The organism is Xanthocytophaga agilis, assembly GCF_030068605.1.
GTDB classification, from domain to species: Bacteria; Bacteroidota; Bacteroidia; order Cytophagales; family 172606-1; genus Xanthocytophaga; species Xanthocytophaga agilis.
Genome location: NZ_JASJOU010000025.1, coordinates 1 through 16,299, shown reverse-complemented (window position 1 = coordinate 16,299; position 16,299 = coordinate 1). Strand labels below are relative to the sequence as shown.

At 39.8% G+C, this 16,299-nt stretch carries 11 protein-coding genes; 6 read left to right on the top strand and 5 right to left on the bottom strand.

Features of this window, described 5'->3' with window-relative positions; translation table 11 throughout:
- Positions 1 to 22: 22 nt before the first annotated feature.
- From QNI22_RS38400 to QNI22_RS38385, 4 genes are all read right to left on the bottom strand, one after another.
- Entirely contained in the window at positions 23 to 802 is a 780-nt protein-coding gene (locus QNI22_RS38400; protein ID WP_314519689.1) for a hypothetical protein, read from the bottom strand.
- Positions 799 to 2,064, bottom strand: a complete 1,266-nt coding sequence (locus QNI22_RS38395) for an MFS transporter (protein ID WP_314519687.1) — start codon at positions 2,062 to 2,064, stop codon at positions 799 to 801. Before QNI22_RS38395 ends, QNI22_RS38400 begins: the two co-directional genes overlap by 4 nt.
- 4 nt (positions 2,065 to 2,068) lie before the next feature.
- Positions 2,069 to 2,440, bottom strand: a complete 372-nt coding sequence (locus QNI22_RS38390; RefSeq protein ID WP_314519686.1) for a DMT family protein — start codon at positions 2,438 to 2,440, stop codon at positions 2,069 to 2,071.
- Between the two features lie 137 nt (positions 2,441 to 2,577).
- The gene (locus QNI22_RS38385) at positions 2,578 to 3,234 is read right to left on the bottom strand and encodes a hypothetical protein (RefSeq protein WP_314519684.1); all 657 of its coding nucleotides are present in this window, start codon (positions 3,232 to 3,234) and stop codon (positions 2,578 to 2,580) included.
- Positions 3,235 to 3,951: 717 nt separating this feature from the next.
- On the opposite strand from QNI22_RS38385, the gene QNI22_RS38380 reads away from it, so the two are divergent.
- From QNI22_RS38380 to QNI22_RS38355, 6 genes are all read left to right on the top strand, one after another.
- Positions 3,952 to 4,575 carry an RNA polymerase sigma factor gene (locus tag QNI22_RS38380; protein ID WP_314519681.1) on the top strand — a complete coding sequence of 208 codons (624 nt, stop codon included), beginning with the start codon at positions 3,952 to 3,954 and terminating at the stop codon, positions 4,573 to 4,575.
- Between the two features lie 399 nt (positions 4,576 to 4,974).
- Positions 4,975 to 6,015 carry a FecR family protein gene (locus QNI22_RS38375; RefSeq protein WP_314519679.1) on the top strand — a complete coding sequence of 347 codons (1,041 nt, stop codon included), beginning with the start codon at positions 4,975 to 4,977 and terminating at the stop codon, positions 6,013 to 6,015.
- A gap of 198 nt (positions 6,016 to 6,213) precedes the next feature.
- Positions 6,214 to 9,837: a SusC/RagA family TonB-linked outer membrane protein gene (locus QNI22_RS38370; protein ID WP_314519677.1), complete on the top strand. Its 3,624-nt coding sequence runs from the start codon at positions 6,214 to 6,216 to the stop codon at positions 9,835 to 9,837.
- Positions 9,838 to 9,929: 92 nt separating this feature from the next.
- Positions 9,930 to 11,303, top strand: a complete 1,374-nt coding sequence (locus QNI22_RS38365; RefSeq protein WP_314519675.1) for a RagB/SusD family nutrient uptake outer membrane protein — start codon at positions 9,930 to 9,932, stop codon at positions 11,301 to 11,303.
- A 27-nt stretch (positions 11,304 to 11,330) separates the two neighbouring features.
- Positions 11,331 to 13,340 carry a TlpA family protein disulfide reductase gene (locus tag QNI22_RS38360; protein WP_314519671.1) on the top strand — a complete coding sequence of 670 codons (2,010 nt, stop codon included), beginning with the start codon at positions 11,331 to 11,333 and terminating at the stop codon, positions 13,338 to 13,340.
- Between the two features lie 124 nt (positions 13,341 to 13,464).
- On the top strand, positions 13,465 to 14,901 hold the full coding sequence (locus QNI22_RS38355; protein ID WP_314519668.1) for an alpha/beta hydrolase family protein: 1,437 nt from the start codon (positions 13,465 to 13,467) through the stop codon (positions 14,899 to 14,901).
- An 860-nt stretch (positions 14,902 to 15,761) separates the two neighbouring features.
- Here the strand turns inward: QNI22_RS38355 and QNI22_RS38350 are convergent.
- Entirely contained in the window at positions 15,762 to 16,241 is a 480-nt protein-coding gene (locus tag QNI22_RS38350; RefSeq protein WP_314519666.1) for a DUF6265 family protein, read from the bottom strand.
- Between the last annotated feature and the right edge of the window lie 58 nt (positions 16,242 to 16,299).

Here is a 16,299-nt window from a genome sequence, read left to right as displayed (position 1 = left end):
CTTCTGCGTGCTAGCAGATTCTTTACAACAGATAGTCTGTGTTGTCAATGATCAGTGAGTAGGGTTTGATCAGTAAAAGCCTGCTGGTATTGACAAATCCATCTTCGGGGCTTCTCACGTATCCATTGACACTCAACTCTTTTGCATTTTTTAGTAACGAGGCCATCGTTTCTCCCATTCCGGGTGGTAAATCCACTATATACTTATCGATAATAAAGCCCGAAACTTGTCCTTTCTCGTCCAGCTTAAATTGTTTGATTGTGCCAGACAGCGTAATGGATTCTCCTTTGACTGGTGGTGGTGGAACTATCCGGTCAACCTGCACACTTTTTTCCAGTGACACAGAATGAATAAAAACCAGTTCATGGATAAAAATGTTTCCAAAAAGTTTAGCCTTTCCTTTTCTTACCTGAGCTACAACATATGTTTGTTCAGGTGCTATGTTCAGAACTTGCCTGGCTGTATGAGGAGGGAAATGCAGCCAGTGATCTACCTGGTTGACCCTGATAAGGATCTTATCAATGTCTCCTATACGATTACTGCCATATTCTACCACGTTTCCCTTCAGCGTATTTTCTACTCTATGGTGTTTTTCCTGTCCGGGTAATGGGTTTGGTTCAGACTTTACACCCAATTTGCTGTAATGCAGAAGCAACAGCAGACCAGATACAAGAAAAATCAACCAGATTATATTTCTACTATGTGGTGGAATGTCAATCAGCATAGGATCTAGTGTGATCAGGCCTAAAATTACTACGCTAAAAATAATCACTTTTATCGTAGAAGACGTCAGTATGTTCATACTATTGACTGAATAGAGAAAAGGTTATCTTCAGAATAACTTTCTTTGAAAAAGAAAATCGATAAAAGAACAGGGAGTAAGGCAATACTTGCCAGACATAGAAAGGCTACAGGAAACGAGTATGATTCTGCCAGCCAGTTACCTGTCAGGTTACTCATCGATGCGCCAAGTCCGATAGCTGTAGCGACGAGTCCGTTAACCAGATTAAAATGACCTGTCCCTTTTGTCAGATCGGACAAGATGAGTATAGATACTACCCCAAAGATCCCGGCAGATACTCCGTCCAGTACCTGAATAGAAACTATATAGAAGGGATTGCTGCTTAGTAGATATAAAAAGCCTCTGAAAGGTAAAATCAAAAAGCAGAGAAAGAGTAACGGTTTTCTACCCTTTTTAGCCTCTTTGCCACACCAGAAAGCAACAGGGACCATTACCAGCTGGGCAATAACAATACAGGCAGACATATAAACAGAAGCATCTACTTTATTTGCAATCACAATATATTGACCTGCCAGAGGTAACATAGCCGCATTGGAAAAATGGTAAATCAGACAGCACAGAGTAAAAATTACTAGCTGTTTGTTTTGAAGAAGGACTGGCAGATTATTTTTATCTGCCAGTCCTGAACTATTCACCGTTGAGCTATTCATCATTGAATTAGTCACGTATCCTCGTGCCAATTGGCTGTCAACTTGTGTTTTATCAATCAGCTTTAGTGAGCAGATACTGGCCACACACATAAAAACGATTAAGACAAATACTGCCTTGATATGAAAGAAATATCCAAGAAATCCGGATAAGCATGCGGCCACAACATTGCCTGCATGATTGAATGTTTCGTTTCTACCCATGCGCTTTTCCAGTGCAGCGTATCCAAAAATTCCCAAGGTTAGCGATGCAACAGCTGGTGCGAGAAACGCTGCCGCTATTCCTATAATCAGTTGTGAGATTACTACATATGCAGGGATAGGGTCAAGGAGCATCCATACAACGGAGCCTCCAATCATCAGGCTGGCAATCACAATAATGGAGTGTTTACTAGCCAGTCTGTCTACCAGCGCTCCGGCCGGGGTCTGAGCCAGTACACCTGCAAGTGAACCCACGGAACTGACAATACCAATATCTTTTAAGCTCCAGTGATGTATGGATAGCAGATAAATACTCAGGTATGGACCTATACCTGCCCGTACATCAGCCAGAAAGAAATTCAGATAGTCAAGCCCTTTTTGTGAACTGGACTTTATGTGCTTTTCGTCTACCATGTGACTAACCCTTTCTGAAAATGAAATATACAGATAGAACCAACAGGCCAAGCCCTATCAGATGGTTATAAGAGAACTTTGTGTTTTTAAATACAGTCATGGCAAAAACCATAAAAACAGTAAGCGAAATCACTTCCTGAATTACTTTTAACTGCAATAAAGAGAAGGGGCCTCCATTTTGTTCGTATCCTATCCGGTTGGCAGGCACCTGAAAACAATACTCAAAAAAGGCGAGTCCCCAACTGGATAGCACAATGAGTGCAAATTTGGATGGAGTTGTCTGGGTTTTGTCAAAGAATTTAAGGTGTCCATACCAGGCCAGTGTCATAAAGGCATTGGACAGAATGAGCAAAGCTATCGTGATTATACTTTTCATCGAAAAGGGTATGTTTGGTGAAAAAGAAAGGGATAGGTAGAAGGATCTCTGCCGGTTCAAAGGAACTTTGAATACCTTCTACCATCAGGACGGCACAAAACAAATTTCATAAGAGAACCTATTTCCCGTACTCTGCTTTAGCGGGTTATATACGAAGTTCCGTTGAGAGTAATTGTTTGGCAATGTACTACCATATAGGCATCAGCCACCGCTTCTCCAACTTGGCGGTTGTTGATTAGTCCGGTAAATTCGACTACTCCGCCTGGTTGTACACTAGCCGCCAATTGTCGAAGCAGATGAGGCGGAATGCGTAATATCATTTTATGGGAAAGGACTAGTCCCACCATATCGCCTTCTCTGTTCTTCTGAACACTGACAATATTTTCTTTTCCGGTTGTAAACTTTTCGACAACTGGAGCTGCCATCTGTGGAGGGGTATCGTAAATGGTATGTCCATTGACGCTTACATCCATCATCCGGAATTCTTTTATTCCTGCTGGCGAAATTTCGGATAGGCCATTGACCCGTATTTTGTTTCCCACTTTCAGCTGACTGGTAATCTGGCTGCCCAAATGCGGAGGAAACTTTACAGGGATTTTCTCCTGTGAGGTTTGCAGATAAAATCCCTCATAGAGGTAATCCTCATTGGTTATCCATTCGGTCAGGGTGCCTTCCTGTGCTATCATAGACTGCAACTCCCGTTGCACTGGCGGTTGTGGGGGGACAGGAGGTTGTGCAAAGGTTCTACCTGCAATGAAGACAAATCCTGCTATGATACTAACAAACTTTTTCATGGCTTTATAGATTTTGGTTAAACATTGATTGTTGATCCAAAAGTATAATAGCCAGATAAAGGGCAGCTTAAGCTCAAATTAAGATTTCTTTAGATGGATTAAAAAGTTATGAATACTGAGGTAAGGTTTAACTAAGCAGACAATGCTGTAATAGACATTTTCCTGTTGTAACCCCATCTGCAGTCAAATCATTACTTACCAGTTAAAGCACCCCCTTGATTTGATCTCCGTTTTTGAAGATTTGGTTAGTCACTATCAGCGGAAAATCCACTTCTTCCAACCAAACGAGTTGGGATTGGTTCTCTTCCAAAAGGAGTGATTCGATCGGCTGATGGCGTCCCAGAACTTTCTCAGATTCAGACAAGTATACTCGTCGATTCGACCTGAGCGGAAAAATAAAAAAGGATTGCAAACTAGCTACCAGCTTGAGGTTCCCAATTTGATCCTATGCTTGGTGCAAAATTTTTTTGGGTCTGACCACTACTTCGCCAGGCTTCTATCAGCGACAGCATTTTTTCTCGTTTGGCTTGTGAACTATTCATACCTGTGTTGGATTCATACCCACAAAGCTAATACCTCTTTTTGCCTAGTTCAATATGTATCTGGCCGGCTGCATACCATTTTTTGAAGACTCTAACTTTTATTCATCCATTCCACCTGAGATCAATTCAAAATCAAATGCTAACTTTACAGTATGATAGATAGATATTAATTTGGATGAGTAAAAAAGCACAAGAGAAAATACCGGGTTGGGTTGCTTTTAAAGAAGGAAGCACAGAAGCTTTCTCAGCTCTGTATTTTCAGTACTTTAAAAGCCTGTATGAATATGGTATGCGACTCTGCCAGGATGAAGATCTGGTCAAGGATTGTATTCATGATTTGTTTATCAAACTGTGGAGTAACAAAAGTAATCTGGGAAATGTCTCCAATATAAAATCCTATCTTTTGGTTTCCTTACGAGGTCTTATCTACGATACCTTTAACTCCCAGCGTCGACGTCCAGCAACGGAGCTTGAAGAAGATTACCATTTTGAAATGGTGTTTTCTGCAGAATCTGAATGGATTGACAAAGAAAACTTTACTCAGCAAACCCAGGGAATATTAGATGCATTGAATCAGTTAACTCCTCGCCAGAAAGAGGTTATCTATCTGCGTTATTTCGAAGAACTTAGCTATGAGGAGATTGCTGAGGTAATGCAGCTTTCTGTCAAAGCTACCTATAAGTTGGTAGGGCGAGGGATGGAAGCATTGCGGGAAATTTTGAATGTTTCAAAAAAAACGCTTTTAATTTTATTGGTGAGTACTTTCATGGAAGTTCGTCAATGGCTAGTTGTACACTAAGAATAGATTTTATTAACCATGTTAGACCTTAGTAAGTCAAAATAGGTTCTAACTGCCTTACTCTTTCTTTTTAAGAAAAGATTATTTACCAACTTTAAAATAATCTATAAAGAAAAGTCAACTATTGTTTCGTGACTGCCTCAATAACTCTTTTCCGTTTGAAATAATATTCTGTGTTTTCTGTATTGCGTTGTGTGTATTAATTGTCTGCTGCGTATATATGTAGCCTTTCTTTCTGCACTTGCGAAAAAAATAAAAAATATTTTTCTCTGTGTGGGGTAAAATCGTTTTTCATTTCGTCCTTACTGTGAATTACTTGTAGGAGACAGCACTGAACTAATCTGATTTCAACTGCAGAAAAGTATAATTCAACCAGCTATGTGAAAGATTCAATCATTTATGAGACCTCAGTACCATCTGTTTACTATAGAAGATTTCTTAGAAGATGACTTCTTTCTGGAGTGGGTAAAATACCGTACACAGGTATCAGAAGAGTTCTGGAATGAGTGGATCTTACAGCAACCAGCAAATCTTAGTGTAATGCAGGAAGCTGAAGCTAGCTTACGGTTTTTATTATCCGTTCAGCGAATTACTCCTGAAGAGTCATTGGCGACAAATTTGTGGGCTCAGATACAGAAAGATATTAATGATCAGGAAGAGCAGGTCATTGCCTTACATCCGCAACCCAGAAAATGGATACTGGTAGCTGCCTCAATAGTTGCGTTGCTTGTATGTGTATGGGTACTCAATACACAGTATTGGGGGAATGAGTTTGTTCGGACAGGATATGGGCAGACCCGTACTATAACATTACCGGATAGTTCCATTATAACCCTTAATGCTAATTCGTCGGTGAGTTATCCCAAACGCTGGAAATGGACAGATGACTCCCGTACAGTGCACCTGAAAGGAGAAGCGTTATTTCATGTAAAACACCTCAATCAGGATACCAATGCTATCAAGGAGTCTGAACGGTTTGTGGTGCAGACAGATGCTATAGAAGTAGAAGTTCTTGGAACGGTGTTTAATATAAAAGAGAGGAGGGGATTGTCTCAGATTGCTTTGCAATCGGGGCGTATTCAGGTAAAAGGGCGTCGTAGCCGGGAAGATTCATTTGAACTCAAACCTGGTGAATCCGCAAAATATGATATACAGCGAAGAGTGTGGGAGAAAAAGGATACCGCTGTTGAGAGCGCTACCGCTTGGACAGAACAGAAACTGGCCTTAAGCAACACAACGGTCAGTGATATTATCCATGAATTGGAAGATACCTATGGGTATACAGTTGTACTGGAAGATGAGCAATTGGGCCGTCGAAGGATAGATGGGGCTATTCCGATGAAAAACGAAAAAAGTATTCTATTTGTACTTTCCAATATACTCAATGTAAAGATAGAACGCAAAGACAGTGTGTTGATCTTCAAAAAGCGAAAAAGATAGTGACTATGATATAAGTAAGCCCACCACTTAACCAATTCATCACATAGCAAATGCTTGTTTACACTGCCTTCCGGGGGCAGCATGGCACCGCTTTGTCTGAATAGTAAGTGAAGGATGTATTGACCAGAGTATCTTTGGTAAGAAACAACCAGCTATGTTTTTTAGTGAAACGTATCAGTGAAACCAACCATTTGTTTAATGATGAAAAAATCTACCAGATTACTTTTACGAGTTTGTTTTTTTCTCGGGATCATCCAGGGAGGATGGTATAATACCATTTATGCGCAAACAAATTCAGACAATTCATCCAAATCTGCTCAGATTCCACTTAAATCTGCACTGAATAAGGTTAGTGCTATCTATGGAACTCAGTTTGTTTATGAAAGATCATTGCTGGAAGGAAAGACAACAGGTGTGGATGTGGAAGCAATGAAGAAAAGCGGAGTAGAAGAGGTATTAAAGAGCGTATTGTATCCCAATAACTTGTTGTTTCTCTATGTGGACAAAAATCATTACACCATTATCAGTAGAGATAACAAAGATTCGTCGCCTGTTTCTCCTGCTACAGGAGAGAGTACTTTTCTCAGTAGTGTGAGTGAAATGCGCACTGTAAATGGCCGGGTAGAAGATGATTTGAAGAGGCCTGTTGTTGGTGCCACTATCTATGTTGCAAATACCAAAGCTGTATCCGGAACTAATGCTAATGGTGAATTTTCTATTCAGGTTCCTTTGACTGGCGGTACATTGCTTTTTTCACATGTTGGTTTCAACACCAAAGAAATTCCTCTTTCGACAGCAACACATTATGAGGTTTCACTGGAAATGAAAATAGAAGAGCTGATGGAAGTAGAGATTGTCTCTACCGGATATCAGAATCTTCCAAAAGAAAGGGCAACTGGTTCTTTTAGTACTATTACCGCAAAAGAACTGGAGAAGATTCCGGTTCCTAATATTGCTCAGCGTCTGGAAGGAAATGTACCGGGACTGTTATTAACTATTGGTGAGTCTGATAACTCGTTTTTGTACACAACTACTTCTAACAAGTTGTATACAGGAGTGGAGAATGCCAATACTTCCTTGAGTATGGCTTTGCGAGGGCGTAACACCATCAACAGCAATCAGGCTCCTTTACTGGTTATCGACGGATTTCCAAGCCAACTGGATATCAGAAATCTGAACCCCAATGATATTGAACAGATTACAGTTCTAAAAGATGCGGCAGCAGCTTCAATATGGGGTGTGAGAGCAGCAAACGGGGTAATAGTAGTTACCACCAAGAAAGGGGCCTCTCTGTCTGCACCCAGAATCAGTTTTTCAGTTATGTCCAGTATCTCCGGAAAACCTCGTTTAAGTTCATTGCCTATCATGAATTCTGCCCAGATGATTGATGTGGAACAGGAACTTATTCAGAAAAAGCTATTGAATGATCCATACAATGTGGCTTACGCTTTGCCTATTACTTCTGCTGCTGAATGGATTTTCCGAGCACGGCGGGGTACTATCACAACAGATCAGAGAGATTCAGCTTTGAATGTATTGAGAAATATCAATGGATATGATCAGATTCAGCAATATTTGTTACAGAAAGCTGTGTCCCAACAATACAACTTGTCCATGAGTGGTGGGCATGACGGATATACATTCTACATAGGAGGTTCTTTTTCCAATGAGAGAAGTTATGCCGTAGGTACAAGTGGTGATCGGTATACGCTGACTGTAAATCAGGACTTTAAATTATTCAAAAAAGTTGTTCTGACAACATCTCTAAGAGCTACTTTGTTTGATCAGAAGAATAATGGTTTGGGACTGACTCCATTAGCGGGTTATAGTGCTACCACATTTATGCCATATAACCTGTTGAAGGATGCGAATGGACAAAGTATTAATTATGCCAGAGGATATTATTCACAAGTAACTGATTCCTTTGAAAAGCAAGGCTATTTGAATTGGAAATACAATTATCTGGATGAATTACGATTATCGGATAATACGATAAAAGACAATAACTATAGCGCCAATATTGGTTTGAATATACCAGTATATAAGGGTATTACTATATCAGGGCAGTATTATCTCGAAAAGGCGTATGTAAAAAACCGGATATTCCAGTCTGTAGAAACCTATTATACCCGTGACTTGATCAATACCTATACAAGTATTAGTTCTACAGGTGCTCTTAGTTACGGAATCCCCAAAGGAGGCGTTTTAACCTATAACAATTACGGTTCAGATAACTATAGTCTTCGTGGGCAGATCAATTATACTAGTACATTTAATTCACAACACCTGATAAGTGCACTTGCTGGTGCTGAAATCAGACAGACATGGATTACGGGTGATGGAAATAAATTATATGGTTACAATGATGATAATTTGTTGTCTGTTCCTGTGCCAAGTCAGACTGCCACTTCATTCCAGGGATATTCTGTTTCAATTCCATCCGCTCAGTCTGTATTGGATCGCCGTAATCGTTTCCTGTCTTACTTTGCCAATGCTTCCTACACGCTGAAAAACAAATATATCCTTTCGGGAAGTGTTCGATATGATGATTATAACAATTTTGGTCTGGATCGTAAATACCGTGCTATTCCATTGTGGTCTACAGGGATGGCCTGGAATCTGTCTGAGGAAAACTTTATGCATAAATTTTCTTCCTGGCTGGATAATCTGAAACTTAGAGCTACCTATGGTTTTAATGGAAATATCAGTTTAAGCAGTTCTCCATTCACTCGTATAGCCTTAATGGGTACAGACAATATGACTCAGTTACCCTATGCAAGTATTATTACCCCAGCTAATCCTGCTCTACGGTGGGAAAAGACAAGAGTATTGAATTTTGGCTTGGACTATAGCCTATTTCAGGGGCGTTTGGGTGGTAGTTTTGAAGTGTTTTATAAGCGCAGTACCGACTTGCTGGCCGATTTTCCTGTTAATCCAACCTATTTGGGCTCCAATATTTCGAGTGTGACCCGTAACGCAGGTTTCATGAATGGGCATGGTGTTGAAATAGCTTTGAATGGTGTCATTGTTCGAAGCAATGATTTTCAGTGGAATGCTTCTTTTATAATGAGTTACAATACACACAAAGTGACAGATTCCAGATATGCTGTTGCTACATCCCGTTTGCAAACGGCTGGTAACCTGGGCGCCTTGATAAATTATCCGGTTGACAATCTGTTTGTATTCAGATGGGCAGGATTGGACGATGCAGGTAAATCCACAATTTACAATGAAAAAGGGGAAGTAATCAAATCGGCTGTGTATAGTGCCAGTGCTATTCAGAGTTTAAACGATCTAAAATACGCAGGTCGCATTACTCCTCAATATTTTGGATCCTTTAACCATACGATCAAATACAAGCGCCTCACTTTCTTTATTCAGACAGTGTACAAGATGGGGTATGTTTTCATGCAACCCTACTCTCCAATGTCAACGAGCCGATATGGTGGTGTTGGATATAGCTTATACAATACCATTGACAAACGCTGGCGTCAGGCTGGAGATGAAGCTACTACCAATGTTCCTGGTCTGGTACAAGGAACCTATGGGAATATTTATTACCAATATTCTGATATCAATGTCGAGAAGGGAGATCATATTCGTTTGCGTGAAGCTTCACTGGGATATACTATTCCAGAAAGATGGTTTGGTAGAGTGCCTGTAAAAGGTGTTACCATAACAGGGGTTGTACGTAATCTGGGTATTTTGTGGAGAGCAAATAAAGCTGGGATAGATCCGGATTTTATTCCAAATGTTGGAACTTCCAATCTGCAGTTACCACCATCAACATCATATGGACTTAACCTGAATGCTAATTTCTAACGAAATGCAGTGATTCTTACTTGCGATTATTTCCACTTGTAAATCAGTGAATTATGATGAGAAAATATATAGTACTTTTTATACTTGTGTGTTTGACCATATTGCTCGAAGGGTGCAAGGATTATGTGGACATTCGTACTAAGGGCACCTTGGTTCCCAAAGAAACACAAAACTACCGGTATCTGATGAATAACCGCTCAGGGTTAATAAGCTCTGTAACTCTACCAGATGTGTGTTCGGATGATGTGGATATCGTGGATAGTGTACAACAAGCTGCCCTGCTTGTACCGCTTTCCTCTTCCTCTTTAAACACCGTATCCCGGATTAATTTTGCGAATGGATACTTGTGGGGGGCATCTTTCTATACAACATTGGAAACGGATATGGATTGGGAACCAGTATATGGGGTTATTTACAATGCAAATGTTGTCATTTCAGAAGTATTAAGTAGCATCAATGGTACAACTGCAGAAAAGAATCAGATATGGGCAGAAGCCCTTGTACATCGGGCAGATGCATATTTGAGTCTGATATCTACCTATGCAAAAGCCTATGATGCGACTACTTCAGCCTCAGATCCGGGAGTTCCGTTACTTTTAGAACCTTCTCTGGATGCAAAACTGAACAGAGCTACTGTGCAAACTGTATATGACCAGGTAATTGACGATTTGAAAAAAGCGCTTCCTTATTTACCCCAAATTAATACGGTGAATTCATTGCCATCTAAAGCTGCTGCTTTTGCACTTCTAGCACGGACGTATCACCGGATGGAGAAATATAATGAAGGTGCACAGTATGCAGATAGTGCGCTGGCGATTCAGAATACCTTACTGGATCTCCAACAATACCTGAATGCTACCTATCCAATGGCAACCAGCGATCCGGAGATTATTCTATCTAAAACAGCTTCAACCAATTTTAGATACAGTCCTACTGTTTTGCGGTTAAGCAATGAAATGCTGGATCTTTTGGGAACTCAAGACTTGAGATATGTGCTATTTACTGCTCCTACATCTTCACTGGCTTATGGATATAGCGGAAGGGCTTACTACAAAGACTACCTTACGTTCGAAAACCGGAATACAGGTCCTTCTGTAGGTGAAATGATGCTCATCAAAGCAGAGGCGCTGGCTCGTAATCAGGATGCTTCAGGTGCTATGAACCTGATTAATCAGTTACGATTAAAACGATTCAAATCAGAGGAGTATTCAGACCTGATAGCCACTGATGCAATGGATGCATTGGTGAAAGTACTGGAAGAACGTCGAAAAGAGCTATTCTGCCATGGTGGTTTCCGGTGGTTTGATCTGAAGCGGTTAAACAAGGATTCTCGCTTTGCTAAAACACTGAAACGAAATTTTCAGGGAACCGAATACACTCTTGAACCCAATGGCAACCGATATGTATTTCCAATAGGAGAGAAATATATACAGTATAATCCGGAAATAGAACAAAATCCAAGATAACTCATAATTGACAAACCAATTTCAGATATGACAAAGAACAACTGGCTATGGATACTTATGGCTTTGCTTATAAGTTATACACTACAGGCACAAGATACCCGGCACCATCTGACAATAGATCCTGAAAGGCCCAAACCTGGAGATACATTTACACTCAGTTATGATCCCAAAGGTACTCCACTGGAGGAAATGACTAAGATTAGTTGTGTTCTCTATTTGTACAATCACTACCAGTGGGATGTAAAAGATATTCCACTTACAGAAGAGGGTAATGTCTGGAAGGCACACGTCACTGTGCCTGCTACAGTGGGTTTTGTTGCTTTCAAATTCAGATCCGGAATTGTGGAAGATAAAAATTTGGGAGGAGACAAACTGGCAAATGGATATACCTATATGATGGTTGATAAAAGTGGAAGAGTAGCTCGTGGCGCGTATGCTGGTTATGGTCTTTTCCGTTCTCCTAATTATGGTCACAGTGTACCCGAATATTTTGCTGAGGAAACAATCATCAGTGATACTGCTACCTTTCACTGGCTCAGTCAGGAAATTCTAACCTACCCGGATGCTGAAAACAAGATGAATCTACTTGGTTTGTATGCCCGGGCTATCAAAGCTTTCAAGGGGGAGGCTGCTAATGCTGATATTCAGAGAGGGGTGACTTTTGTGAAATCACAGCCAAATGCAACAGAAAAGCAGCTGATCGAGGTTTGGGACATACTTAAATATAATTTGCAAAAAAACGCTTCTGCTGATTCGTTAGAAGCTGTCATTCTTAAAAAATATCCTAGTGGGATTCTAGCCCGTCAGAAAGCCTATGATGCTATCAAAGGTGAAAGAGATTTTAAAGTTAGAGTAGCCGCTCTGGAGAAATTTCTGAAAGACTATCCCGCTCTTGTTGCTAAAAGTGGAGAAGCTGCTTCTCGCGATTTTGATTATGGCAGAGTCTATCAGGATATAATGTTACAGGCTATTATTACCAAAAACTATCCGGCACTAAAACAGTATATCCCTATTGCACCAATAACTGCTTTAATTTTTACGTATTATAAAGGGATTGAACTAGCAGTCAAGCATAAGCAAATGGCAGATGCTGATTTATTACCTTATTCTTCTTTATTGATAGAAAGAATGGATGCATTAGGAAATCAGCCAACCACCAATGAGTGGTATTATTCTCCACTGGAATGGAGAGCGAAAGTGGATACGATGATCTGTCAGTGGCTGCCTATTCATGTAGGATTGCTACACCGAACGGGTAATGTGAAAGAGGCTCTTGCTTTTGCCGAAAAGGCAGAAACTATTTATCAGTATAAGATGGCTACGCTTAATGATGAATACATTACTCTGCTGGAAAAAAATGGAAGAGCCAACCAAATTCCAACCGTGTTGACTGCCAGTGTACATGCAAATGCAGCTACACCTGAAATGCTGGATCGATTGAAACAAGAATATATCAAACAGAATAAGTCAGACCAGGGATTTGATAAATACCTTAGTTCTCTGAAAGACCAGCAATCACTTTCTGCTATGAATGAAACCCTTTCTGCAGAAATGATAAAAAAGCCACTTCCTGAATTTAAGATGATAGACATGAATGGTAATCTGGTAGAACTATCCAAACTCAAAGGTAAGGTGGTGGTACTTGATTTCTGGGCTACCTGGTGTGGACCCTGTGTCGCTTCCTTCCCTGGAATGCAGCTGGCAGTCAATAAATATAAAAATGATCCAAATGTTGTGTTCTATTTTGTAGATACTCAGGAGTTTAAAGTTAATTATCAGGAAAGTGTTAAGAAGTATATTACAGATCATAAATATACGTTTAATGTTTTGTTTGACAATAAAGCTGCCGGAAGTAAAACCAATGAAGAGGTGTATGCACAATATTCCAAAGGATTGGGTATATCAGGTATTCCTTTAAAGCTGATTATTGATCAGAATGGCAATTTGCGTTTTGTAGCTACAGGGTACAAAGGCAGCGCCAGTGCTTTACTGGATGAAATGTCAGCAATGATTGAAATGACCCGGAATGCCAAATAAATTCTTTTCTGATAAATGACAAGGTGCGTTTCTTCTGACAACAGGATTATTTACTCTTAAACATAATCCTGTTGTCTTTTTTCTTGTAGCCTCTAAATACTTGTATTCTTCTTCCTCACTGATAATGAAAAGCGTTTTCTTTCTATTACTTGGTATAATTTCTTCACTATTCAGTTTTACCCCATTGCTGGCTTTCTCTTTTGCTCCTTCAGATTCTGTTATCTGGCAGGGACAGACAGGGATGAAACGATTGATCCTGAGATGGCATACCTCAATACAAAAATCATTTCCAGTTGTAATACTACAGCCTGAGAGCTATTATTCTGTACCTGATACTGGTATTGCGACGCTGAATGGAGATAGTATTTCAGTTTCCTGTAAAAGGTCGGGGATGGGATTTAACGGGTTTTTTTCGAAAAGAGGTGCTCAACTACAGGGACAGGCGAGTCTGGGAGACTCTAAGGTTTTGTTCTCCTTACACAGGGTTTCTAAAATAATGGATATTTCAACACCTCAGGACCCCAAACCTCCATTTCCCTATCAGATAGAGAATGTTCACTTTTCAAACAAGGATTCTTCCATTCGGTTTGGTGCTACTGTTACTGTACCTGATAAGAGTAAAAAGAACCCAGTGGTAATCTTGGTAAGTGGTACAGGTCCACAGGACAGAGATGGGACAATGGCAAGACATAAAATGTTCTGGATACTGGCAGATCATCTGTCACGAAAAGGAATCGCTGTATTACGAATGGATGATAGAGGAGTAGGAGAGACTACTGGAAACTATATAACTGCAACAACAGCTGATTTTGCGGCAGATGTGAAAACAGCTATTGAGTATCTGAAATTGCGGAAAGACATTGATCCCAAACAGATTGGTTTGATTGGGCATAGCGAAGGAGGAATCGTGATTTCTCTGGTGACAGCTTCATCCCCTGATGTGGCATTTATGGTATCACTGGCAGGAGTGGGGTTAAGCGGACTGGAAGTAACGATTACTCAAAACGACGCGCTACTGAGAAAATCCAGACTTTCAGAAGAACATATTGAAAAATTCAATGAACTGTTTAAAATTTGGTTTACTACAGTGCGAGACAATGCCTCTGCTGCGGACCTGGATACCAAGATAAAAGATGCTTTTGCATCGTGGAAAGCTACACAAGATCGGGAGTTGCTTTCAAAGATGAATTTGCTGGAGTATAAAGGGGATAATTTTACACAACGGTATGTCCGACAGGCTATTACACCCTGGTATCGGTATATGATCCAATACGATCCCGCTCGTGTGGTGACCAGGATTACAGTACCTGTACTGGCATTGAATGGTGATAAAGATCTGATGGTGCTAGGAAAAGAAAACCTGGCAAGCTTTGATAAGTATCTGAAAGAAGGAGGGAACAAGGATTATAAAACGGTTTTATTGCCTGGATTAAATCATCTGTTTCAACATTGTAAAACCTGTACTAATGAAGAGGAACTTGAACTTGAAGAAACTTTTTCGCCTGAAGCTTTACAGATAATCAGCAATTGGATTTCTCAGCATCTTACATCTGGTAAATAATGTGAGTACTTTTTCGGAGAAAGCCATCTGGCACAGCCTCTTTCGCTGTTTATGAGTAAGAGTACGAAAAACTACCTTATTGAACTTTTCTTTATTGCTTTCTATCCATATATGTTCTTGCAAAAGAAGCATAAGTACTCATCTCTATTTAATTTATAGTATTTTTCATCGTAGTCTGTGGCGCATATACTATTCAACAGGCTGACCATCAATGGTATGCGGCATACAAACCACGGGAATTTAAGGTAAACTATTTACCTGCCAGTACTTATCTACTCAGATTGTTCAATTCTGATGGATTCATTCTAGGGGTTTCGTTACAAATGGCCTGATTTTTACTCTAAGCTCGAAAAATTTCCTCATCAAAAAGGGTGTATAATTAAAAAGGTGTTTTTGGTGGCAGAAAGCCGATTTTGAACGCCTTTAATCCATTTTGTAAAGGAACTCCGATAGGTAAATTAAATGAAAAAACAGGTTAATCAAACTAAACGGGTAGCATTATATGCAGGGGTATCTCCCTGAATAAGAGACAGAATCCAGAAACTCAGTTAACGTAGTTGATCTGATCTTGCCCGTCATTTCATCGAGTTTAAATTAGAAGGAAATCTTACCCAACTTGAGTACAACTTGGGAAAAAGAGCTATTGATAATCCTAATCTTGTAAAGAACAATTCATTCAATTGTAGTTCGTATTCTAAATTACTGCCGAATTAAGTCAGTACGAAAACAAAATTGTGGATGAGGTATCTCAGATTGTTGACCAAGCATTCAAAGACGAAGCATTCAAAATGGTTAGCTTTCTGCAAGAATTCCTTGCGTCAATAAAAAAATCTGTCGTCAAATTTTTATGGACAAAATGTTTATTTTATTCGTTTCATCGGAAAGGTTTGTTTCCTTTCCTTTCCGTTGCTTACTCCCGAAATTTCAGCGACTAAACTATCAGTACTTATTTTTATATAGGAAATGATTTGTGGGAAATCGTGATGTGCATTTTCAAAAACCAATTGAGTTGCCGATATGATTTTGGCAGCAAAACGAACAGGCAAACCGTTATTTTGATCTTTAACCGTTGGGCTATAAAACAGCTCATCTTGTTGCTGAACCAATCGCACATTTTCAAAGACAATCGTATCCTTTCCTTTTACGATATAGCTTTTTCCTAACAATTCATTGTCGGTTATCTTGCTCCACGTTTCATAGATGCTACCTTTAGAAGTTTTATTTTCCCAAGTACCGATAAGCCATTCCACTTTATTAATGTAATTGGTTTGCTTTATGGTAAAGGTGCACAACAAAAGAAAACTGCCAGCGATACCTATAAGTTTTGTTCCTGTCTTCATACTTTATTATTACACAGCATTATTATTATTACACTGCATTATTACAGTGTAAAATTGG

Coding starts and splice junctions, on each gene's coding strand:
- QNI22_RS38360 (WP_314519671.1), top strand. CDS start 11,331: ATGACAAAGAACAACTGGCTATGGATACTTATGGCTTTGCTTATAAGT.
- QNI22_RS38385 (WP_314519684.1), bottom strand. CDS start 3,234: ATGAAAAAGTTTGTTAGTATCATAGCAGGATTTGTCTTCATTGCAGGT.
- QNI22_RS38400 (WP_314519689.1), bottom strand. CDS start 802: ATGAACATACTGACGTCTTCTACGATAAAAGTGATTATTTTTAGCGTA.
- QNI22_RS38355 (WP_314519668.1), top strand. CDS start 13,465: ATGAAAAGCGTTTTCTTTCTATTACTTGGTATAATTTCTTCACTATTC.
- QNI22_RS38350 (WP_314519666.1), bottom strand. CDS start 16,241: ATGAAGACAGGAACAAAACTTATAGGTATCGCTGGCAGTTTTCTTTTG.
- QNI22_RS38390 (WP_314519686.1), bottom strand. CDS start 2,440: ATGAAAAGTATAATCACGATAGCTTTGCTCATTCTGTCCAATGCCTTT.
- QNI22_RS38380 (WP_314519681.1), top strand. CDS start 3,952: ATGAGTAAAAAAGCACAAGAGAAAATACCGGGTTGGGTTGCTTTTAAA.
- QNI22_RS38375 (WP_314519679.1), top strand. CDS start 4,975: ATGAGACCTCAGTACCATCTGTTTACTATAGAAGATTTCTTAGAAGAT.
- QNI22_RS38370 (WP_314519677.1), top strand. CDS start 6,214: ATGATGAAAAAATCTACCAGATTACTTTTACGAGTTTGTTTTTTTCTC.
- QNI22_RS38395 (WP_314519687.1), bottom strand. CDS start 2,064: ATGGTAGACGAAAAGCACATAAAGTCCAGTTCACAAAAAGGGCTTGAC.